The sequence below is a fragment of the Deinococcus indicus genome (genome assembly GCF_002198095.1).
Classification (GTDB): Bacteria; Deinococcota; Deinococci; order Deinococcales; family Deinococcaceae; genus Deinococcus; species Deinococcus caeni.
Genome location: NZ_NHMK01000027.1, coordinates 35,705 through 56,242 on the forward strand (window position 1 = coordinate 35,705; position 20,538 = coordinate 56,242).

19 protein-coding genes and 2 pseudogenes are annotated in these 20,538 nt (G+C 63.0%); 8 read left to right on the forward strand and 13 right to left on the reverse strand.

Annotated elements, in window-relative coordinates; all coding sequences use genetic code 11:
• The first annotated feature begins 130 nt into the window (after window positions 1–130).
• The 4 genes from CBQ26_RS21515 to CBQ26_RS22635 all read left to right on the forward strand — a co-directional run bounded on the left by CBQ26_RS21515 (window position 131) and on the right by CBQ26_RS22635 (window position 4,368).
• Window positions 131–496 (forward strand): hypothetical protein, encoded by a 366-nt coding sequence (locus CBQ26_RS21515; protein WP_143342188.1) that lies wholly within the window; start codon window positions 131–133, stop codon window positions 494–496.
• A gap of 220 nt (window positions 497–716) precedes the next feature.
• On the forward strand, window positions 717–3,356 hold the full coding sequence (locus tag CBQ26_RS16885) for a MalT transcriptional regulator family protein (protein ID WP_143342189.1): 2,640 nt from the start codon (window positions 717–719) through the stop codon (window positions 3,354–3,356).
• A 410-nt stretch (window positions 3,357–3,766) separates the two neighbouring features.
• Window positions 3,767–4,144 carry a C39 family peptidase gene (locus CBQ26_RS22630; protein ID WP_244898076.1) on the forward strand — a complete coding sequence of 126 codons (378 nt, stop codon included), beginning with the start codon at window positions 3,767–3,769 and terminating at the stop codon, window positions 4,142–4,144.
• Window positions 4,117–4,368 carry a cysteine peptidase family C39 domain-containing protein gene (locus CBQ26_RS22635; protein ID WP_230269851.1) on the forward strand — a complete coding sequence of 84 codons (252 nt, stop codon included), beginning with the start codon at window positions 4,117–4,119 and terminating at the stop codon, window positions 4,366–4,368. The genes CBQ26_RS22630 and CBQ26_RS22635 overlap by 28 nt, the downstream gene beginning before the upstream one ends.
• Window positions 4,369–4,376: 8 nt before the next feature.
• On the opposite strand, the gene CBQ26_RS16900 is transcribed toward CBQ26_RS22635, so the two are convergent.
• The 9 genes from CBQ26_RS16900 to CBQ26_RS16945 form a co-directional block, all read right to left on the reverse strand.
• Entirely contained in the window at window positions 4,377–5,792 is a 1,416-nt protein-coding gene (locus tag CBQ26_RS16900) for a type II secretion system protein (protein ID WP_088249814.1), read from the reverse strand.
• A gap of 34 nt (window positions 5,793–5,826) precedes the next feature.
• Entirely contained in the window at window positions 5,827–6,831 is a 1,005-nt protein-coding gene (locus CBQ26_RS16905; RefSeq protein WP_143342190.1) for a hypothetical protein, read from the reverse strand.
• Between the two features lie 62 nt (window positions 6,832–6,893).
• Complete coding sequence (locus CBQ26_RS16910) at window positions 6,894–7,766, reverse strand: hypothetical protein (RefSeq protein ID WP_088249816.1); 873 nt, start codon at window positions 7,764–7,766, stop codon at window positions 6,894–6,896.
• A gap of 59 nt (window positions 7,767–7,825) precedes the next feature.
• The gene (locus CBQ26_RS23190; RefSeq protein ID WP_216360385.1) at window positions 7,826–8,197 is read right to left on the reverse strand and encodes a type II toxin-antitoxin system PemK/MazF family toxin; all 372 of its coding nucleotides are present in this window, start codon (window positions 8,195–8,197) and stop codon (window positions 7,826–7,828) included.
• Between the two features lie 422 nt (window positions 8,198–8,619).
• Window positions 8,620–9,981: an IS701 family transposase gene (locus CBQ26_RS16925; RefSeq protein ID WP_088249818.1), complete on the reverse strand. Its 1,362-nt coding sequence runs from the start codon at window positions 9,979–9,981 to the stop codon at window positions 8,620–8,622.
• A gap of 326 nt (window positions 9,982–10,307) precedes the next feature.
• Window positions 10,308–10,859, reverse strand: a complete 552-nt coding sequence (locus CBQ26_RS16930; RefSeq protein WP_143342191.1) for a hypothetical protein — start codon at window positions 10,857–10,859, stop codon at window positions 10,308–10,310.
• A 79-nt stretch (window positions 10,860–10,938) separates the two neighbouring features.
• A complete protein-coding gene (locus tag CBQ26_RS16935) occupies window positions 10,939–11,760 on the reverse strand; it encodes a M23 family metallopeptidase (protein ID WP_088249820.1) in 822 nt (273 codons plus the stop codon).
• 12 nt (window positions 11,761–11,772) lie between these two features.
• Window positions 11,773–12,069: a hypothetical protein gene (locus CBQ26_RS16940; RefSeq protein WP_088249821.1), complete on the reverse strand. Its 297-nt coding sequence runs from the start codon at window positions 12,067–12,069 to the stop codon at window positions 11,773–11,775.
• A gap of 526 nt (window positions 12,070–12,595) precedes the next feature.
• On the reverse strand, window positions 12,596–13,306 hold the full coding sequence (locus tag CBQ26_RS16945; protein WP_088249822.1) for an IS6 family transposase: 711 nt from the start codon (window positions 13,304–13,306) through the stop codon (window positions 12,596–12,598).
• A gap of 62 nt (window positions 13,307–13,368) precedes the next feature.
• Between CBQ26_RS16945 and CBQ26_RS16950 the strand changes: the two are divergent.
• From CBQ26_RS16950 to CBQ26_RS23195, 4 genes and pseudogenes are all read left to right on the forward strand, one after another.
• Window positions 13,369–13,878, forward strand: a pseudogene (locus CBQ26_RS16950) (transposase); the annotation flags it as partial.
• Between the two features lie 48 nt (window positions 13,879–13,926).
• Window positions 13,927–14,409: a winged helix-turn-helix domain-containing protein gene (locus CBQ26_RS16955; RefSeq protein ID WP_280522608.1), complete on the forward strand. Its 483-nt coding sequence runs from the start codon at window positions 13,927–13,929 to the stop codon at window positions 14,407–14,409.
• Window positions 14,406–14,972 (forward strand): IS630 family transposase, encoded by a 567-nt coding sequence (locus tag CBQ26_RS16960; protein WP_143342192.1) that lies wholly within the window; start codon window positions 14,406–14,408, stop codon window positions 14,970–14,972. The genes CBQ26_RS16955 and CBQ26_RS16960 overlap by 4 nt, the downstream gene beginning before the upstream one ends.
• A 1-nt stretch (window position 14,973) precedes the next feature.
• Window positions 14,974–15,840: pseudogene (locus CBQ26_RS23195) on the forward strand (transposase); the annotation flags it as partial.
• A 151-nt stretch (window positions 15,841–15,991) separates the two neighbouring features.
• Here the strand turns inward: CBQ26_RS23195 and CBQ26_RS16965 are convergent.
• The 4 genes from CBQ26_RS16965 to CBQ26_RS16980 all read right to left on the reverse strand — a co-directional run bounded on the left by CBQ26_RS16965 (window position 15,992) and on the right by CBQ26_RS16980 (window position 19,928).
• Complete coding sequence (locus CBQ26_RS16965) at window positions 15,992–16,519, reverse strand: CAP domain-containing protein (protein ID WP_172418141.1); 528 nt, start codon at window positions 16,517–16,519, stop codon at window positions 15,992–15,994.
• A 380-nt stretch (window positions 16,520–16,899) separates the two neighbouring features.
• Window positions 16,900–18,669, reverse strand: coding sequence for a prepilin-type N-terminal cleavage/methylation domain-containing protein (locus tag CBQ26_RS16970; RefSeq protein WP_088249827.1), 1,770 nt, complete (start codon window positions 18,667–18,669; stop codon window positions 16,900–16,902).
• 492 nt (window positions 18,670–19,161) lie between these two features.
• A complete protein-coding gene (locus CBQ26_RS16975; protein WP_088249828.1) occupies window positions 19,162–19,554 on the reverse strand; it encodes a pilus assembly FimT family protein in 393 nt (130 codons plus the stop codon).
• Complete coding sequence (locus tag CBQ26_RS16980) at window positions 19,551–19,928, reverse strand: type II secretion system protein (RefSeq protein WP_088249829.1); 378 nt, start codon at window positions 19,926–19,928, stop codon at window positions 19,551–19,553. Before CBQ26_RS16980 ends, CBQ26_RS16975 begins: the two co-directional genes overlap by 4 nt.
• Window positions 19,929–20,538 lie beyond the last annotated feature (610 nt).

Consider the following 20,538-nt stretch of genomic DNA (forward strand, 5'->3'; position numbering starts at 1 on the left):
CGCTCAGGATGAGGGTGCGTTTGCCGTGCAGGCTGATCGTCACGATGGACTGTGGACCATCTAATATCCAGCCCAAAAAGCTCGCGCTGATACCGAGGCGTTTGATGATGGGCAGCCGGACGCTGGGACCGTGGCGCTTGAGGTCTTCGGCGAGGAGGTGCAGGTGATTGGTCCGGGCGGCGTTGATCTGGGCGGTGACGACGTAGTAGACGCCGGCCACGCAGGTGAGGGTGCCATTGGCTATGCCCTGGGTGAGTTGTGTCCGGACGTGGTCTTTGCAGATCGGTGCAGCCGCGCGCAGCTCCGTGAGGATCTGCATGGTGGTCATGCACATCCCGGTTGTGCTCAGGTGGTGGAGGACGCGGCTCATGCGAGCACTGTCCTGAATAATTTCTCTCCAAACCTGATTGGGAGAGCTTCGCTTTTTTACTTGACTGGGACGGTGTTTTCGCTAAATCTCTCCAGCGTGAGTTTTATGAATTTATATCTCATGTGAACAATTCAACGAACCCTGTCTTCATCTTTCGTCAGACTTGGAGAGATTGATAATGTTGTAAGACTTTTGGAGAGATTCTCGATAGAGCCTGGAGAGTTGCGGGGCTGTTTTCAGTCAGATTTCAGTCAGACCCGGAGAGCTTGGATCCATTGCTTACCAATATGTCTAGACATGCCTGATCGTTGAACGGTCATGCCCGCCCACGGAGGATGCCGCGCCCATGCCGAACCGACCACACGTCCTCACGGCACTGCGAGATCCAGAGACCGCCGTCGTCTCCCTGGTGGCTGGCAACGGGTATGGCAAATCGACCCACCTGATCGCCCTCAGTAGCGATCCACGGCACCTGTACATCCGGCTCAGCGACGCCGACCCTGACCCGATCAGCATCGCCCGGGTCGTTGCCCGCGTCCTCCCGCCCCACCCGAACAATCAGCTCGCCTACGAGCTCTCTCGCAGCGCCGTCACTGAGCGCGCGGCGGCCGCCGCCTTACGGCACGACCTGAACCTGCACGCCCCCCTCACGCTTCTGCTCGACGACGCAGAAACCCTGAACAATGACGGGCGCCGATTCTTCACGAACCTGCTTCAACTCTCCGGCATTCGCTGGATCGTCGCCAGCACTACACCAGAGGATTTCCCGATCCGAACCCTGCGCCTGCGCAATGTCCCCACCCAACTGATCACAGACCGCGAGCTCGCCCTCAGCACGGACGAGATGCGCGACCTGGGCCTGACTGAAGCGCAGATGGATCTGACACAGGGCTGGCCTGCCGCCGTCTCACTGGCAGCCCTGGGCGACGACCCCCGCCTGGTCGCACAGGAGCTGCTCCTGACCGTGCCCGATACCCTCATTCCGTCCCTTCGCCGCGCGAGCCTGCTGAAGACGTGGCGCACCCTTGATCCACTCAATACGGCCCTGAACCTCACGGAAGGGTGGCTCGCGACGGCCCTGTCGTACGGCGTGCCCTGTACCCGCCTCGACAACGACTCGTGGGCGCCGCACCCCATCGTCCGGGAGGAATTACGCCTGCAGCTGCGAGACCGACCCTCACAGTACGCCAGTGCACAACGCGCCATCGCTGGAGCGCTCCAGGCTCAGCAGCCCATGGCGGCCGTCGAGGCGTACCTCGCCAGTGGCGAAGAGACTGAAGCCCGCGCACTCCTCGAGCGAATGCTGCCGACCCTGCGGAGCGCGGAGCAGCTGTCTGCTGCGCTCCCACTCCTCCAGCGTGCCGCGCCTGCACCCGGGTCACCCCTCCACGTCGCGTTCGCTCAGGCCCTCTTCGAAGGGGGATCACTGGTCCGCGGACTCAGCATGGCCGAAGAAGCCCTCGGGGCCGGCGCCGACCCTGCCAGCACGCACGCCTTGATCGGGCAATTCCGGTACCGCACCGGGAACTACGAGCTCGCCGCTCAGCACCTGCAGGCCGCCATCACCTGCTCCACCCAGGCCCCGCATCACGCGCTCCTCGCGCAACTCGGGCTGGTGTACGCGCAGCATGCCCAGCAACTGACGGGGGAAGCGGCCCGTGGGTTCGCTCAGAAAGCTGATGAGGCGGCCTACGCCGTCCTGGCGACGGGGGACCTGTCAGAGGAACTGGGGCGCGCCATGGTCCTGGCGCGCGTGGCCCGCACCCTGGCGTGCGCCGTTCTGGATGCCCGCCCGGCGGCTCGCGAAAGCGCACGCCTCGCCCGGGAGGCCGCCGAAGTCCTGACGCCCAGCCTGGACGTCCTGACGGCCCTGCATCAGCTGGCCCGGTACTGGGCGGACGACGGTGATCTGGAGACCGCGACGCAGCTGCTCGCGCTGGCCGTGTCCATGGATACGGCTCAGCGGGATACTGCCCTACAGGTCGCTGTGACCCGGGCGCGCCTGTACCTGAGACATGGTGACGCGGACTCCTGCGCGCACCACGCCACCCAGGCTGCCGCGCTCGCGGAGGAGATGCACCATCAACCGGCGCTGCGCGAAGCCCTGATTCTGCTGACCGCCACGGCCGTGCTGCCCGTCGGTGACGCGACGTCGATCCGTCTCCAGCGCCTGCGCGATCGTTTCGGTCACGAACCAGACATTCACACGGCACTCGCCTTCCTGGACCAAGTGTTCCTGAACCCGCAGCGCCGGACGTCCGGGAATCGCCTGCTCCCATTGGAACTGCGGGCGCTCCTGGCGGTCGCCGCACTCCGGACACAGACCCTCGATATCACACTGTCCAGTGAACTGGACTTCCTCCACCGTCGGCTCGGCGCCGGCGTCATGAACTCGTACGGGCAGCTGTTGCAGGTGACCATTCCCTCACTGCTCGCCGGGACGCACAACCGGCACACCCTGGAAGTGATGATGCTCCGATCCGTACCAGAAATTCGCGTGAACGGCACGGCACTTCAGCTGCAACCGGTCCTGGTGCTCCCCATGATCATCCTGGCCCAGCGCGGCGAACTGGCACTCTCAGCGGCGCAGGACGTGTACGCGCCCGGCTACCGCGGGAAGCCGGATCAGAATCACTACAAGCTGAAAGCCGCGTTCAAGGCGGTCACAGGCCTGACCGCGCCGCTCGGATCGGAGCGTGGCGCCCTGACCATCTCCGGGTGGCGCCTGCGCAGCGATCTGAACGCGCTCAGTGAATGCCCATTCCATGATCTGCTGCGGCTGTACCGCGCACCCGTATACGCCCAGCATGAACCGACGCCAGCGCTGACGGATCTACGGGATGAAGCCCGGCGGCTCCTCGCACAACGGCTGGCTCAGTGGTCACGAGTCGACCCGGACGCCGCGGAAGCCGCCCGGGTCGAACTGTGCACGCGCGATCCTCTGCTGATCAGCCTATATCGTCCAGCGGGTGCGCTGGCACGGTGAACCCAGGAGGAGGAATGCGGAGACCCCGATCAGCGGGAGGGTACCGGTGCTGCTCTGGCCCCTCCCACCAGGCAGCGCGGATCGTCGCCTGGATTTCCTGAGCTGCGTGTACTGTCTGGGCCCGCGCAATGACAGTCCAGCGGCTGTAATCCTCCGGGGTTGCGTACGCCGTTTCGAACATCGTCCCGTCGTCGGCTTCCTCACAGGTGAAGTACGTGTACAGGTACACGTCCCCACGCAACATCAGATCAGCAAACCCGATCATCCGTTCTGCTCGCTTCCAGTACCAGTCGGGGACGTGTTCGACCGTGGTCACTGTCCGGTCAGGCATCAGCATGCGTGCACGACCAGGCGCGATGGCCTTTGGATCCAAGAATGTGAAAACGCGCCCTGCCATTTCGATCACCCCTATGCCGATGAAACTCTCCGGTATGACATGTTCCAACCGCATTGCTGCCCTCCTGTTCTGGGCAACCGTCACCCATCTTACGATGGGTGTGACCGCTGTGGCGCAAAACTTGCCCTCTGGGTACGTGTTGCAGGGGACGGTGCTGGTGCGCCAGATCTACAACGCCTGTGGGCCGGCCAGAATCACGCAGGTCCTCGAGTACTACGGGATCCGGATCACGCAGGCGGCCGTCTCTGCCCAGACCCGCCCCACGTCCCGCTCGCACATGACCGCGCGCGCCATCGTCGATGACGCCCCACAGGTCGGGATGGAGGCGCGCCTGTTCCGAGGGGGCATGTACAAACTGTCCGTATGGCCATTCGAAATGGATTGCCATTGATCGTCCTTCAGAAGCACGTGAGCGCCGGGCGCAAGATCCCACACTGGCGCGTCGCATCCGGATTCGACGATGACCGGCGTCTGGTGTACATCATGGATCCCCTGCTCGGATACGTCACCATGCCCTACGCAGATTTTGAACGGGTCTGGGCAGATCATCAGGGCACCTTCGCGGTCCTGTACCCACCCGCCCTGCGGGACGTAGTACGCCGCGCCATTGGCTGAGGGGCGGATCATTGGCCCACCGTCACACTAGCTTCGCGCCACCGTGCAGCCAGTTGGGGCACACCGACTGGCGCGAGGCCCGTGCGGGCCCTGGCGTCGCCCTGGATGTACAGCTGAGCGCTGACCCCGGTCGGTGCACCGATGAGCGATCCGAACAGGGTTAACGGGGCTGTCACGAGGAACTGATCCGTGATCACCGTCGCGTGGGTCCGCACGGTGCGAGTCGTCACGGTCACCCTGGAGGCCTGAATGGACAGGGCGTCAGTGGACAGGTCTGACGTGCAGGAGTCGACCGAGCAACTGGTCTGCGTGTACATGAGATTCCCGTCCACCTTCGCGGCCCCCGTCACGACGAGGCTGAGTGATCGCGCCACGCTCGGCGCGTCAGGGTTGACGGGACGGATCACGACCTCCGACCCTGCGGGCGTAATGCCGATCGCGCCGTTCCACCCTGAGATGAGGGTGGCATTGCGCACGCTCCCTTCATGCAGGGCGCCGTCTGTCGTCCCGAGATACGTCGTGCAGGAGAAGAATGATACGCAGGCTCGGATGTACTGCTCACCGCTCGCCAGGACGCCGAGGTCGACGGTGCTGGCTACGATCGTGAGGCCTGACAGGCTGGGTGTGCTCATTGCGGCCGTTTCTCCCGCCTGACCCACGCTAAGGGTGCCGGTGAGTTCAGCCGGATGGGCGGGCGTGGGGAGGATGGACATGACGTTGGTGCGGGTGTCGGCGAGATTGACTTCAGCCGCGCCGACACATCCGGACGTGACGACCTGACAGTTGCTGGTACTGAGGGCCCCACTGAGATCCACCGTATCCCGCAGCGTCAGGCGGCCATCCACGTGTGCGTCCCCCTGGATGCGGACGCGTGAGTCGAGGGTGGTGTCGCCGGCGCTCAGCAGAGCGTAGGTGCTGGCAGGCGGCGCACCATACCGCGCGTTGAGCGTGCCTCGGCGAACGGTGGGACGACTCGGTGGTCCTGCCAAAAGGAAGAATTCGGCCTCCATGGACCACAGGTTCGCGCCCGTGCTGTTCAACTGGAGGACTGGAGCTGGTTGCCCAGCGGGCAACTCCGTACCGCACGCCGTGGAGGAGAAGTAGATCCGAATCTGGCTCCCGCTCCCGTCGATGTTCCGGGTGCACCACTCATCAACCTGGCGTTGCAACTGGCTTTGGATCTCTCCAGTGGCATATGAACTCGCGGCTGGTAGGGACCGGAGGAGTGTGCCTGCATTGGCTTCCAGGAGACGCTGACCGTAGGTCAGGGTATTCTGTTCCTGGATGCGAATGAGGGTTCCCCGCGCGACGGCGCGTGCGGTTCGGTCACTGGTGTTGGCGGATTGCAGCATGGCGCCGCTGACGGCGGCCAGGATCACAAGGACGATCAGGACCCAGATAAGGGTGAAGCCTCTCGGTTGCATGCTGTCAGCGTGGTGTGCGTGGGGGTGGCGACGCTCACGGCATGGCGTGCGGGTGTACCGTCGGGCGCGGCGGGCTGGCCGGGTGCAGCGAATAATACGCGACCGGCCAGTTCTGGCTGGTCCGGTGTGTACAGGGCAGCAAGTCACGCGGGACGGCCGCGAGGGCCAGGGCAAGATGCCGGGCCTCCTGAGCGCCCCATTGGCCCTGGCTGACCGCCTGATAGTGGACGGTTGATCCGTCCGTGGCCCTGCCGTCCGGCTGGATGCGCTGAGTGGTCTGCCAACCCAGTTGCCAGGACGTCGTCCTGGTGAGGTAGGTGATGCTCCGGAGCGCACCACGCTCCTCCATGGTCTGTTGTATGCCGGGTCGGGGCAGATCCAGGACGAGGACCACCTCACCGATCGACGCTTCCGGGTGGGAGAGGTGGACGACAGTGGCGTTGTGATGCCCAGCCGGTACCTGTGCGTCCCACAGGATCGGGGTGGTGTGGGCACTCTGGCGGCGGCCGCGGATATCAGTGATCAGCAACCGCACGTGGGTCGGCAGCATGATCGGCACTGGTGCGGCGTACAGACAGGCCTCCAGGCCATCCCAGTAACCATCCTGGGGAACGTGGAGTGGGTACTGCGCCTTCATGTATGCGGCACTGTGAGCATCGCAGTGCGCCGAGAGGTCGTGCTGGTTCAGGACCTGCTCTGCCGGGCCGTACCACACGCCCTGGGAAGTCAGGATGGGTTGAGAGAGACGGACCTGCGGTCGTCCGCCCGCGCGATCCACGACCCAGGCGAGACGGGCTGCATCGATGGTCTGTCGGAGCAGCTGCTCGGCGAGCGGGGATGCTGTCGGAGAATCGCGCGTCATGAGGTCAGCCACGGCCGCACCGACGACAGCGCGATAGAGGAGGCCATTGTGCAGGGTGTTCAGCGCGTACCGCTCCTGCAGATGCTGATTCAGGAGGGCGAGATCCTGCTGGCCGGGTTTGGGCGAGAAGGCCGCACTGTTCGGTCGGAGTGTGAGCGTACCCGCAGCGATATCCATGGTGTCCACCGTCCCATGCCGGGGGGTGACCACGTTTGTGTGGTGCCGTTTGTGGGAGATCACTAACGCAGATTGAGCTTGGCTGCCCGGTACTGCACGAAGGTGGCACTGCCCGGCAGCACTGTCCTGTCATTGAAGACCGGTTCGCTATAGACACGCAGATCCAGATCCGCTGCTCCCGCGGGGGCCTGAGTCAGAGGCACGGTCGCCGGGAATGCGGCGACGTTCAACCATTGCTCGTGCACCACCGCTCCCTGCCGGATCAGCCGTGCCGAGACCGTCGTCGCAGCTGGCAGAGTCCCGGTGAGCTGCAGCGCTCGCCCCTGCACGGAGCCCCTCACGCCCTGCACCAGACTGGCCGTCGCCGGCACAATGCCGCCTGTACTGAAAGCTGCCGCGAGGGCCACGTCGGCGGCTCTCACCTCCATGGTGACCGGCCCGGTCACCGGCAACGTCGACGCGAAAGCACTCATGCCGCCCAGCTGGAAGGGCGTGACCTGCAGGGGTTTCCCAATCACCTGGTCCCCCTTCTTCAGCGTGATCGTCATCTTCTCGGGACCTTTCCCGCTCGTGGTGCGTGCTCGAACCACAACGAATGGATGCAGGCCTGGCGCTGACGTGCCGGGCAGGAGTGTGCCCAGGCCGGGCATCACCTCCACACCGTGCGTCCGGACGTTCGCCTGGGCCTGTGTCACGCCCTCCCTCGCGGTGAGCGTTACGACAGTGCCGGTCGGCGTCAGACGTTTGACGATCAACGCGCCCCCACTCACCTCGATCACGTCGGGGGCATTGCTGGTCACCGTTGCTGAGCGACTGTCCAGGATGGTCGTCAGGGGAATCCGACGGCCGACTTCGAGACTCTCGGGCAGACGGATCGTGAGGGCGTGTGCGGTGCAACTCAGGGCCAAAGCGGCCGCCAGGATATGCTTGTGCATTTCTTGACCGTAACGAACCTAGGGGTGACCGCGAGGCCTCATGACCGGCGGGAGTTCAGTCACACACCGAAGATGAGCCGGACCGCTGCCTGCACTGGGGCATAGTCCTCTGGGTTCAATGTGCCCAGATAGCGGGACACTCGTGAGGCATCAAGGGCTCGCGTCTGGTCCACCAGGGCGACCGAATGCACTCGCAGTCCACCGGCTCCGGCCCTCAGAACCGGGTAAAGATGTGGGGCGTCTCTGACCCATGCCTGCTTCCGAAAGGTCGTCACTGGGGCAAGGATCAGCACGGGAAAACGCGGTCGCCCTGCATTGGTGGGCAGCCCGACCAGAACGGCAGGCCGGGGGCCTTCTTGCTCATGGCCGCTGGGGTCGTGTTCGGGAAAGTCAGCCACGAACACTGCGCCGAACGTCAGGGCAACCGTCACTCGCTCCCGATAGTGAGTTCGCCGTTTGGTCCCACCCGGACCGGCTCGCCCAGGGTATAGGGGTCTGCGCCACCCCAGTCATACGGCTCGAAGGCGCCGAGCCGTGAGGCGTCCCCGTCCAACCACGCCCGCGCTTCGCGGTCTGGGCCCGGCACGGTCACCGCTTGCAGCAGGTCGGCGGGGCTCACTGGCTCGCCGGTCAACTCCTCCAGTGTGCTTATGACTGCCCCCAGCGTGCCCAGATCAACGCGGCTCGCCTCACCGCGCGCGAGTGCATATACAGTGCGCTCGCTCACCCGTCCACGCGCCGCCTGAGCGAGCCGGTAAGCACTCAGGCCATGCGTAGCCAAGTATTGCCGCAGGGTGAACTGAACTAATGGTAGTCCGTTGACTCGGGCAAAGTTTGCTGTCCTACACGGTATTCAGGCTACGTACATCGGGAGTGGTTGACCCTGGCCGACCTGATCCAGCAAGAGGAAGAGTGGCCGAGGTGGTCGCTCCGTGGAAAAGGCCCGCCAGGCTTGCCACACCCAGACGAACGGCTCCAACCACAATCGCACCTGATGCAGCAGCGTGCTCCACTTGGGCGGATGCCGTGCATCCGCCCGCTGAGATGTCTCACCTTCGCCCCGAGGTGTGTGCTCGTTCCACCAGTGCAAAAAGCAAAACGCTGCGCACACCAGACTCCAATGTCGGCGAAGAGCCATGTCTGACCGGGCCTGACAGTGCGTCCACCCCAGATGCTGTTTCACCTCTCGGTACGCCTGCTCAATCCGGGGGCGCCGGGCATACAGCAGTGCCACCTCCAGTGAGGCCGCCGGAGGCACCGGGACGCGTCCCAGTGACCTGTCCTTCTCGCTCTCCCGAAAATTGGTGATGAGGTATTCCGTCGTCTCATGCGGCAGTTTGACTGGGTCAGGCGTCACCACAATCAGGCGAAGAGCGCGTCCAGGCCCGTACGGCCCACCGCTCACTTCTGCCCGCCAGAACACGCGTTCTGTACCGTCAGCGAACGTCCTCTTGAACGGCTGCCAGTCGGTTGGCACTGCCCGCAGCGCCAAGTCTTCCACCCCTCCAGGTTGACCCTGCTTATGCCACCACGCATACGAACTCGGCAAAGACAGCACAAATGGGATCGCAGAGGTGAGCAGTGACTTCACGAACAGCTCGTTCCGCCCATACAGGCAATCCGCCACGACCGCGCGGTACGGCCAATCATGCCGAACAGCCTCAATCAACTCCACCGCCAGTTGAGGCTTGGTGCGAAAAGCCGGGTCATTGGTCTTGCGCGGGAAGTGATGCGCGGGCGTGTAGGGACGCAATTGCAGAGGGAAATAGGCCTGCGGCGTGTCATACAGCACGTGTACAGAGACGATGCCCGAGTCGACTTTGCCCAGGCTGCCCAGATACTGCCGCCCGACATGGGCGGTGTGGGTTCCGTACTTCCGGTCACCCGTCTCATCGATGACCAGAACAGCATCAGCTGAGGGTGCCGTTGCCGATCCGCGACGCATGAGCTCCAGACGAGCTTGATGGAGCTCATCCGGATTCCAGGTGCTTTCGGACAGGAACCATTGCAGTCGCTGAGCTGCTTTGTGCTGGCTTCCGGCCTTCCCTGGGGCTGTATGGGCGATGCCCGTCGCTGTTTTGTGTCGCTCGGTACCGAGGAGAAGTCCTTGCAGGTACAGGCGCAGCGCTTCGCGCTGCGTGGGCCGATGAAACACATGATCCAACTGGGTGCAGTAGGCGTCCAGTGGATCAGGCACCACGCGATCCTGGGTCATGATCCAGTGTGCGCTTTCGGCCAGTCAACGGACTACCAATAAGCCCCCAGGGGGCGGCCGCCCCTCACGGAGCGGCGGCACCCCTTCGCGCAGCGAAAGGGTGCATAAAGCGCGCGCTGCGCGCGCACGTTCTTTCCAGGGGAGACCTGCCATGCCACACACCGCCACGTACAACCAGGACAACGACAAACTCTACCTGTTCCCCGGCGAGCGCCTGACCGATGACGAGTACCAGCGCGTCACTACCTGCGGTCTGCGCTGGTTACGGAATGGCAGAGTCACACACGAGAGGCCTGCTGACCACACCAGTCACGAGCGCACAGGGCTCACTGGATTTTCAGAAGGGTTCGCGTCTTTGAGGCGATTGGACCGTACGAATACGTGCTGCTCACCATGCCCACCTGGCCGTTGATGCGCGCCGCTTTCGACGCCGTGAAGACCACCCGGTCCGTTGAAGGATCGTACCGGAAGCTTTCCCCCACAGCCGTCTGTAAGCCCAACGTACTGAGTCGGAAGAGCATCGTGCGCGTCCCATACACCCGGTCAAGCGCGAACACATCCTGCTCACTGCGCTGCCGGGTCAATTCACGCTGTACGAGCGCGTACACCGTGTTGCCCTTGCCGAAGTCTGCGCCGACAATCAGGTTGGTGGCCGGAAGGGCGGCGCGGCTCAGGATCAGCCGGGGCGCTTTGGGACCGGCCGGATCGAACCACAGGTTGAAATCAATCCCATTCCCCTGCTGAGCGGCGAACAGGGTGCCTGTCGCGGCTTCGCGAAAGACCTGACCGGGATGAACCGCTGGACTGGTGGACGTGGCGGCCTGCCCGGCAGAGCACAGGGTCAGGGTCAGCATGGTGAAGCGTAACAGGTTGAGCATGGAAAGCACCTCAGGCAGAAACGGCCGATCGCTTGCGCGAGCCAGCCGTCAGGAGACGATGGGAGGAGGGCGGCCTGGATCAGCAGGTGGCGGGACTGACGTTCGTTTCGTTCGGGAAGGAGGTGAGCGGGCAGGCGACGCCGCCATACGTGGCTTTCATGGGGTAGGTGCTGCTGGCGACCTGCAGTGGACTGGTGCCATTGCGCAGCACAAAGTGCAGGTGCGCGTACGTCTGCCCGCCACTCTTGCCGACGTTGCCGATGTACTGACCTTCGTAAACATTCACGCCCGTGCTGACGACCCGCTTATCGAGGTGGGCGTACGCCGTGGTGAGACCGTTGGCGTGACGAACCGTGATGTACTCACCGTACCCGCTGCCGACGTTGGCGCTCTGCGTAACCTGGCCACTTGCTGCGGCCACGACGCCATCCCCGAGGTCCATGTCGCCACTGTCCCGGTTGAGATCAACGGCGTAGAGATCCTGACCCGTGTGGAACGACGACCCCGGCACGTTACGGGAGGCGAGCGTTTTGGGGAATCGGAGGAACGGCGCCCCAGCCTGAGGGCGGAGTTGCTGAGCGGCCAAATCCCGCTGTCCGGCCTGCACCATGAGCGCCGCGAACTGCTTGGCTTCAGCGGTGTCTTCTCCGACCGCCTGGAAGCTCGTGCCCCCAGCCGCCCGGAACAGAGTGAGGTGGCTTTCCAGTTCACCGTCAGGAAGACGTTTCGGCGTGAGGGAGAAGTAACGCAGGGTGCCGTCCTTGTATGTGATGGAGTTGATTTCAATCCCTACGGGACGGTTCGCGCCCTCGTCGGACACCAAGCGCATGTTCAGCGTCTTGAGGTTCACCTCGAAGATGCGGTCCGTATCACCAGTCTCTGTGGCTGTACGGGCGGCCACGTACGCGGTCTGTTAGTCCTTAAAGGCGGCGCCGATGATGATCGTGCGCGCTGGTAGGTCCAGGTTCAGGGTGCGGACGGCGCCTCGCGTGTCCAGATGCAGCTTGAAGTCAAGGAGCCCGTCGGCCATCTGACCCGTGAACAGGCGCGTTCCCTGGGTTTCGTCGAAGACGATCCCCGGTGTGACCTGGACACTCGGGGCGGTGGGGGCAGCAGCGTCTGGCGTGGTGGCGGGCGCGCTGGGCTGAGTGCGACCACAGGCAGCGAGCGTGAGGGTCAGCAGGACACTGGCACTGATCAGTCTGTTCATATCAACCTCGTGAAAGTGACCCCAGGTGTTGGACGAGCGTGAGGTCAGGACGGAGCTTGAAGTTGTGCTCGTCGGTCATCACCATAGAAAAGACTTTCACTTCATTTCGCTGAGACTGGCTTGACGGATTCAACTTATTCTGTATTTCCCTTTGTTTAAATTCTTCATGAAGTCCGGGAAGCCTATAGGACAGCTTTAAACATAAAAAGTGAAAGTTGATATGCGTTCCGATGAGCATTAGAAAATAACACTCATGAGCAGATTGCTGGCTAAATGAGAAAAAGCTACTTACCGGTTGAGTTGCCTGAGCCAAATCACTTGATATGTCTCACTTCAGCCGACGACGTAGGCCAGTTGGGTCACGAGGGTCAAGTCAACCCGTGTCGTGATGTGGTGAACTTGTGACCCATGGGTTATCACCTGTTTGGGTGTGCCGAACAGGGCAAGGCCGACCACTCCACCCGCCGCGCGGTTCTGGCAACTTAACCTCGGCGGAGCCGAAGAAGCTCAGCAGGTCGCTTGATTCTCAAGCGACCTGCTGCATCACTTCTCGCCAGAGGCGAAGTGTCTCGGTCTGGTTGCGTCGCCTACGATCGGCGGAAACGGTTGTCCGGGTGTGGCGGTGAAGGTTCGAGACTCGGGCATGCAGGGCCAGGAATTCATGCGTTCTCTGTCGTCGTTTGAATCCCAGTTGACTTCGCTGCTGTTGCCGTGTGGGGCGATGCGATTGCTCGACCAAGTTGTTGCCCCGGGCCGCGGACACGACCTGGACGTGCTCCACGCCGTGGAGCACGGGAAGTGCCCGAATGGCGGTGCCATAGCTCCAGAGCTTGTCAGTGTGAATGGCCTCCGGTACGTCGTATTCCCCGAGCAGGCGGACGAAAAAGGACCTGGCCGCTCGAGTATCGCGATGTTCCTGAAGCAGGATGTCCAGCACAGCTCCATCGTCATCCACCGCCCTCCAGAGCCAATGCTTCTGGCCACCGACCTCGACGTATACCTCGTCCAAATACCATCGGGAACCCCGTCGGGGTTCCCGATGGCGCAGCTCCTCAGTGAGGAGGGGGGCAAACTTGATGTTCCATTGCCGCAGGGTTTCGTGACTGACTTGGATGCCGCGCTCGTGGAGCAGTTCTTGAACGTCCCGCTGGCTGAGTGGGAAGCGGTGGTACAGCCGCAGAGCGTAGCCGATCACGCTCAGGGGAAAACGGTGGCGGTAGGGCTTCCGGTCAGTCACAGCTCACCAGCCTACCGATGTTATTGGTAGTCCGTTGACTGGCCGAAAGCGCACACTGGGTCATGACCCAGGATCGCGTGGTGCCTGATCCACTGGACGCCTACTGCACCCAGTTGGATCATGTGTTTCATCGGCCCACGCAGCGCGAAGCGCTGCGCCTGTACCTGCAAGGACTTCTCCTCGGTACCGAGCGACACAAAACAGCGACGGGCATCGCCCATACAGCCCCAGGGAAGGCCGGAAGCCAGCACAAAGCAGCTCAGCGACTGCAATGGTTCCTGTCCGAAAGCACCTGGAATCCGGATGAGCTCCATCAAGCTCGTCTGGAGCTCATGCGTCGCGGATCGGCAACGGCACCCTCAGCTGATGCTGTTCTGGTCATCGATGAGACGGGTGACCGGAAGTACGGAACCCACACCGCCCATGTCGGGCGGCAGTATCTGGGCAGCCTGGGCAAAGTCGACTCGGGCATCGTCTCTGTACACGTGCTGTATGACACGCCGCAGGCCTATTTCCCTCTGCAATTGCGTCCCTACACGCCCGCGCATCACTTCCCGCGCAAGACCAATGATACGGACTCCGATTAAATAGATTATGATCAGTGCATCAAACAGATCCCTCTGACCGCCCCTCTCGCGCATGACGCTGACACCTTCTGGCATCTCTACCGAGCCAGCACCTGTGCCGTCGAACGACGCAGAGCCCAACTCTTCGCCCTCCTCGCAGAAGGACGCCCTGTACCTGAGATCCTTCAGGTGACCCGGTACAACCGGGTCACCGTCTACGGACTGGTCAAGCGCTACCGCCAACAGGGGCTCGCTGGCCTCCGTGACGCGCGTCACGTCAACCAGGGCGCCCCCCGCCTCCTGACTGTCGAGCAACAACAGACTCTGGCCGCCCGACTGCACGCTGACTTCGAGCAGGGCATCGTCTGGTCCGGTAAAGACGTTCAAGACTGGCTTCAGCAGCAGTACGGAATGTCCGTCCATCTCGGGCGCACCTATGAATTCCTACGGGCGGCGGGCTTCACGCCTCAACGCCCTCGACCCCGGCACATTGGCGGCGATGAGGCCGCAAAGGAAGCGTTCAAAACAAAGTCCTGACCGAGACGCTCCGCCAGGCGGAGCGTCTCGTAGCGCGTGTCTCGCTGTGGTGCATGGACGAACATCGAATCGGGCTCAAACCGATCCGGCGTTCCATGTGGGCGCCGACGGGGCAGCCGTTGACCTGCCCAGTTGCGCCTGGATACGAGTGGTTGTACGTGTACGCGTTTGTCAATCCGGAGAGTGGCGAGAGCTTGTTCTGGTTGATCCCGGTGGTGAACAAGCAGGCGTATGCGGCCGTCATGGCGGCGTTTGCGCAGAAGGTCGGCGCGGGCGCCGACCATCGGGTGTTGGTCGTTCAGGATGGGGCTGGTTTCCATGTGCCACCGGATGACGGGCATCCTGAGGGGATTCAGACCGTGACATTGCCGCCGTACTCGCCGGAATTGCAGCCGGCGGAACGGCTCTGGGAGTTGACGGATGTGCCGATTGCGAATAGAGCGTTCAAGAGTATCAAGGAGGTGGAGGCAGCCCTCTCGGATCGCTGCGTCTGGTTGGAAGGTCAACCTGATCTGGTCACTCGGTACACGCTCTTTCACTGGTGGCCCTTGTTGGCTAATTAATCGGAGTCCGTATGACCCGGCTTTTCGCACCAAGCCTCAACTGGCGGTGGAGTTGATTGAGGCTGTTCGGCATGATTGGCCGTACCGCGCGGTCGTGGCGGATTGCCTGTATGGGCGGAACGAGCTGTTCGTGAAGTCACTGCTCACCTCTGCGATCCCATTTGTGCTGTCTTTGCCGAGTTCGTATGCGTGGTGGCATAAGCAGGGTCAACCTGGAGGGGTGGAAGACTTGGCGCTGCGGGCAGTGCCAACCGACTGGCAGCCGTTCAAGAGGACGTTCGCTGACGGTACAGAACGCGTGTTCTGGCGGGCAGAAGTGAGCGGTGGGCCGTACGGGCCTGGACGCGCTCTTCGCCTGATTGTGGTGACGCCTGACCCAGTCAAACTGCCGCATGAGACGACGGAATACCTCATCACCAATTTTCGGGAGAGCGAGAAGGACAGGTCACCGGGACGCGTCCCGGTGCCTCCGGCGGCCTCACTGGAGGTGGCACTGCTGTATGCCCGGCGCCCCCGGATTGAGCAGGCGTACCGAGAGGTGAAACAGCATCTGGGGTGGACGCACTGTCAGGCCCGGTCAGACATGGCTCTTCGCCGACATTGGAGTCTGGTGTGCGCAGCGTTTTGCTTTTTGCACTGGTGGAACGAGCACACACCTCGGGGCGAAGGTGAGACATCTCAGCGGGCGGATGCACGGCATCCGCCCAAGTGGAGCACGCTGCTGCATCAGGTGCGATTGTGGTTGGAGCCGTTCGTCTGGGTGTGGCAAGCCTGGCGGGCCTTTTCCACGGAGCGACCACCTCGGCCACTCTTCCTGTTGCTGGATCGGGTCGGCCAGGGTCGACCACTCCCGATGTATGTAGCCTGAATACCGTCTAGGACAGCAAACTTTGCCCGAGTCAACGGACTACCACTAATCGCATAGTGGCAACATCTTACCAGTATCTTGAGATTTCTTTGTGGAGGACAGTACAGAGCACGAAAAAAGGCCCCACAGCGGGGCCTCGAGCACGCACCTCTCAATAGAACATCATGGTCCAGCTGTGACCCCAGCGATTGGCGGCGGTGTTCGGCTGAACGTAGTAGTGCCCAGCTCCCATATGTTTCGCCTGTTCATACATCAGCACCGCGCAGTGGCCCGGGCTAGCCATCCAATCTCGCAAGATGGCAACCGCATTCGAACGTGACATGCCTGTTCCCACGATTTCCCCCGGCTTCAATTTGGGAGGAATGAGATTGTGGTCGATATATGCCCGATCAAAGCGCTCTTGAACCGTGCCGCCATAATAGAAGGGCGATTCAGTTTGTAGCTCTACGTGTCCGTCGTAACCAACTTCTGACAAGTAAGTGCTGTGCTTACGCGCTGCATAAGACAGCAGCCCGTGGAACCTGAGGGGCTGGAGGGTATCCTTATTGAAAATGCCGTCCACACAGGTGTTTGCCGTGAAGTCCTGGCCGTTGACTGTGCCTTTGGTGCGCAGCTCGTTGGTCAGGGTCAGTAGTTCGATTTCCTCGGCGTTCGGGCTGATGCGGACGGTGCCGGTCACAGTCCCGTCACCGCTGCCAACAGTTGCGCCAACCGCCGGAATAAATACTGTTGTCGGCGTAGGCGTGGGCGGCGTGGGTTCCGGAGTAGGTGGGGGCGTTGGTGTGCTGGGTTCAGGAATCGTTGTGTTGGGTGGTGTTGGAGTCGTAGGGGTGGTACCTCCACAGGAGGCAAGCAGAGCGCTCAGCACGAGGAGGGATGCAGCAAAACGTTTCATGGTTGCTCCTAGTGGCGGACGTGGCGCCTGAGCGTGACGGAAAGAAAGGGGAGGACCTGGCGGTACTCGCGTTTGGGCGTCGTGGGCCACTGGAGTGCCAGCCAAGTCCTCTCTCTTAAAGAGCAATACCGCGCGCCCTTGTCAAGCAGTTGTGGTGATCAGTGTTAAAAACCGCACGATCCCTCGCCGTGCCCGTCATAGAAGCACTGGGGTGGGCCGCCGCCACCGCCACCCCCACCCCCGCCACCGGAAGGAGGCGGTTCCGCAGGGGGTGGTGGTTCGGTAGGGGGCGGGGGCGCAGGAGGTGGTGGCTCGGTAGGGGGCGGGGGCGCAGGAGGAGTTGGGGTGCTTGGGTCGGTGTTCACGGGCGGTTCGGGTGGTGTGCTGGAGTCGGCGTAGGCGATCGTGACTCCGCGCGTGCTGCCCGCTGTGAGGGTCACCGTGGCGGAGTTCGACATGAATGACCCCCATGCCGTCCCAATGACGACGTACGTGCCTGGAGCGAGCGACGAAAAAGTCGATGTGCCGTTGCCGAGCACCCGCGTGCTGGTGCCGCCATCCGAGACGTTATTGAGGGTGATGGGGGAGGTCGCGCCAGATGGCAGGCCAGTGACCGTCACGTTCAGCGTGGCGATTGCAGGTGCGGTGTAGTTCACGGTGAGCGTGACATTGCCGTTATTGGTGACGGTGATTGAGAAGGGGACGGTCGGTGTGTAGGTGACGCCGCTGATGGTGACGGCGGGTGCGGACACGCTGTACGTTCCGGCGGCGACATCAACGGCCCTGCTGCCGTTCGAGACGCTGATGGTCTGTGCGTCCGGCCCGGTCAGGGTGATGGTGCCCTGACCGCCGGTGGGGAGGCCAGTGACGTTGGCGGTGATGGTGCCCCGGGCTTCGCGGTACGTGGTGGCCATGTAGATCTGGCCCCAGGTGTTCAGGAGCGTGGCGGGTGACCCGCGGACTTCTGGAACGTACGTGCGGCCGCCCGCGCTGACCTGCTGGGCGGTCATGCTGTACGTGCCGCGCTGGACGGGCTGGTAACTCCGGCTGGATGTGGGGCGCTGCCCGTTGACGGCGGCGTCCGGGCCGCTCAGGCTCACGTCGGGTGTGGCGCCGGTGGGGAGGCCGGAGATGGTGACGTTCAGGCGGCCTTCGTTTGGGGTGATGGCGGCTGATTCGGCGCATCCCAGCATGCGGCGGATCCTAGACATCTGGAGGGGCACAGCGGCTGCGCGATCAGCTCGGGGATCGACACTGACGGGCACGAGGCCGACGAGTGTGCCGGCGGCCACGCGGTTCGCAGGGGCGCCAGCTGGGTCGCGGATGAGGCTGCCGGACGGCGTCTCGTACAGGTACGAGAATGAGACGCCCTCACTGCTGCCCAGGCTGGTCGTGACACCGTTGGTAGTGCGGCGGATGGCGCCATCCTGGAGGGCCAGGGTGAGGGTGCGAGCCGGGTAGGCCGTGACGGTGCCAGTCGTCGGCAGGCCCAGCTGACAGTCGAGGGTGAACATCCCCGTGCTCGGCACGGCCGTCACGGACACGACCTTGCTGATGCCGGATGAGGTGACGAGCAGGACCTGACTGCCTACGGTGGCCCGCAGGCCGGGCACGTAGATGGTCGAGGCCGTGGCGAAGTCGCGCTGGAGGGGCACGGTGGTTGGAGTGCCCGTCGTGAACACGGCGGTGAGTGTGGAACTGGTGCCCGTGGTGAAGCCGGCGAAGCCCCCGTCGTTGAATTGCTCGACGAGGATCTGGGTGACGGCACTCACGCGGGTCGTGGCGCGCACTGTTTGGGCCTGTTCGGCGGAGGCACTGGTCGCGCGGGGGACGATGGCGACGACGAATCCGACGACCAGGACAGCGACCGTGACGGCAACCAGAACTTCAATGAGGGTGAAGCCGCGTGTGGGTGGGGGTGTGGGTTTGATCATGATGACTCCTCAGGTGGTGTGATGGGGGCCGGATGGTGGCTGGGGGGACCAGTGGTGAAGGGTGGAACCCGGCGGTGCCGGGGGTACAGGTGGATCACGGCGTGCCGCCTGGGACAGTGACGACCTCGCTGATAGCGATGCCGGGTCCCCGAATGGAAATCCGGACTCGGGGTGGGTTGCCGCCTTGGGGAACGACATCACCGGTCAGGGCTGCTGAGAGATCGTTCCGTCGGCCCGCGCTCTGGGCAAGTAGGCGGAGTTCGTCCGAGGTGAGGGTGCGGGCTTGGATGTACTGCGTGTTGCCACGCTGGGCGGCCTGAGCGGCGCCGTTCAGGGAATCGGCGGCAAAGCCTGCAAGTTGCCCGGTTGAGACGACTCGAGCGGATTGTGCGGCTACTGCAGCGAACGCGGTCAGCGCAATGAGGAGGAGGAGGGTACCGACCAGGGCCTCGACGAGAGTCAGTCCGGACGTTCTGTGTGCGTGGAACCTCATCAGCACATCCCAGCTGCACTGGTGCCGTACAGGGTCAGGCTGTACCGGCTGCACGTTCCGCTGGGCAATGTGAGGGTGACAGTGCCTGTCGTGGAGCCGCTGGGCTGGATGGTGATGGTGCCACCCGTCTGTGCCGGGGCGAACGAGACGTGCTCCGTCCCGTCGGCGGTGGTCACGGTGAGGTCCCGGGCCGCACCGGTGAGGGTGACGGTGGTGCGTTCGGCCATGGCCTGACTGTGTGCGCTTTGCAGTGCACTCATGAACCGGTCGGGGAGGCCATCCAGGGTGACGTCCTGATCTTTGGGCATTGCTGCGATGCCAATCGCGGTGAGGATAGCTGTGATCGCGATGACGACCAGGACCTCTGCCATGCTGAATCCGGTGCGGTTCATGGGGTGCTCGCGGTGGAGCCATCGGCGAGGGTGACGGTGACCCGGTAGGTGCGTTGCGTTTCCGACACGGCGACGCAGGAGGTGCCGCGGGGGGCATCCGACCAGCCGTTTCCGCCGTTTGGGGTCGTGACGCCGCTCGCGGTGATGTCTCGGGCCGACGTGCAGTTCACGTTCCCCCAAGTAGCGGTGGTCCGCTGGGGATTGCCTGCCAGCGCCGTGTTCAATGCGAGGCGGACGGCCTGGGCGTGAAGGGTGGCGGCCCTGCGGTCCGTATCGTTGATCGTGCCGGCATAGCTGGGCAGGAGCAGGACGGCGAGGGCTGCGATGATGGCGATCACTACCAGCAGTTCAATGAGCGTGAATCCTTGGCGCATGCCCGCAGGGTGGGATGCGTAGGGGTGACCGCATCGTTGCCCCCGTAGGGGGGGAGGGGGTATCAGGGTCAGACCGCAGCGCAGAGCCCTCTCCGGCAGGGACTGTGCGACTGATTGAACGTGTGGTTGGCGGCTCCAGAGAGCCTGCGGGACTGTCCCCAGAAGCCAGTGTCACTGACTGGCCATTCCCCCCCCTTTCTGGATGAAGTTTTCTTAGTCTTTAAAAGCTTTTAAAAACATAAGAAGATCTTCTTCTAGCGATCGAGAAAAATTCCTTGTGGGACATCGAAAGCGGGTTCTTTTCACCCAAAGAGTCAGAGGTGATCCACCCAAAGAGTCAGAGGTGAACTCCGGAAATTCACCCAAAGAGTCAGAGACCCTCGGTTCGAGCCTCACTCAAAGAGTCAGAGGTGATCCACCCAAAGAGTCAGAGGTGAACTCCGGAAATTCACCCAAAGAGTCAGAGACCCTCGGTTCGAGCCTCACTCAAAGAGTCAGAGGTGATCCACCCAAAGAGTCAGAGGTGAACTCCGGAAATTCACCCAAAGAGTCAGAGGTCATTCAAAGAAAAAACGGAGGGAATTCCCTCCGTTTCTGGTGCCGTATATCA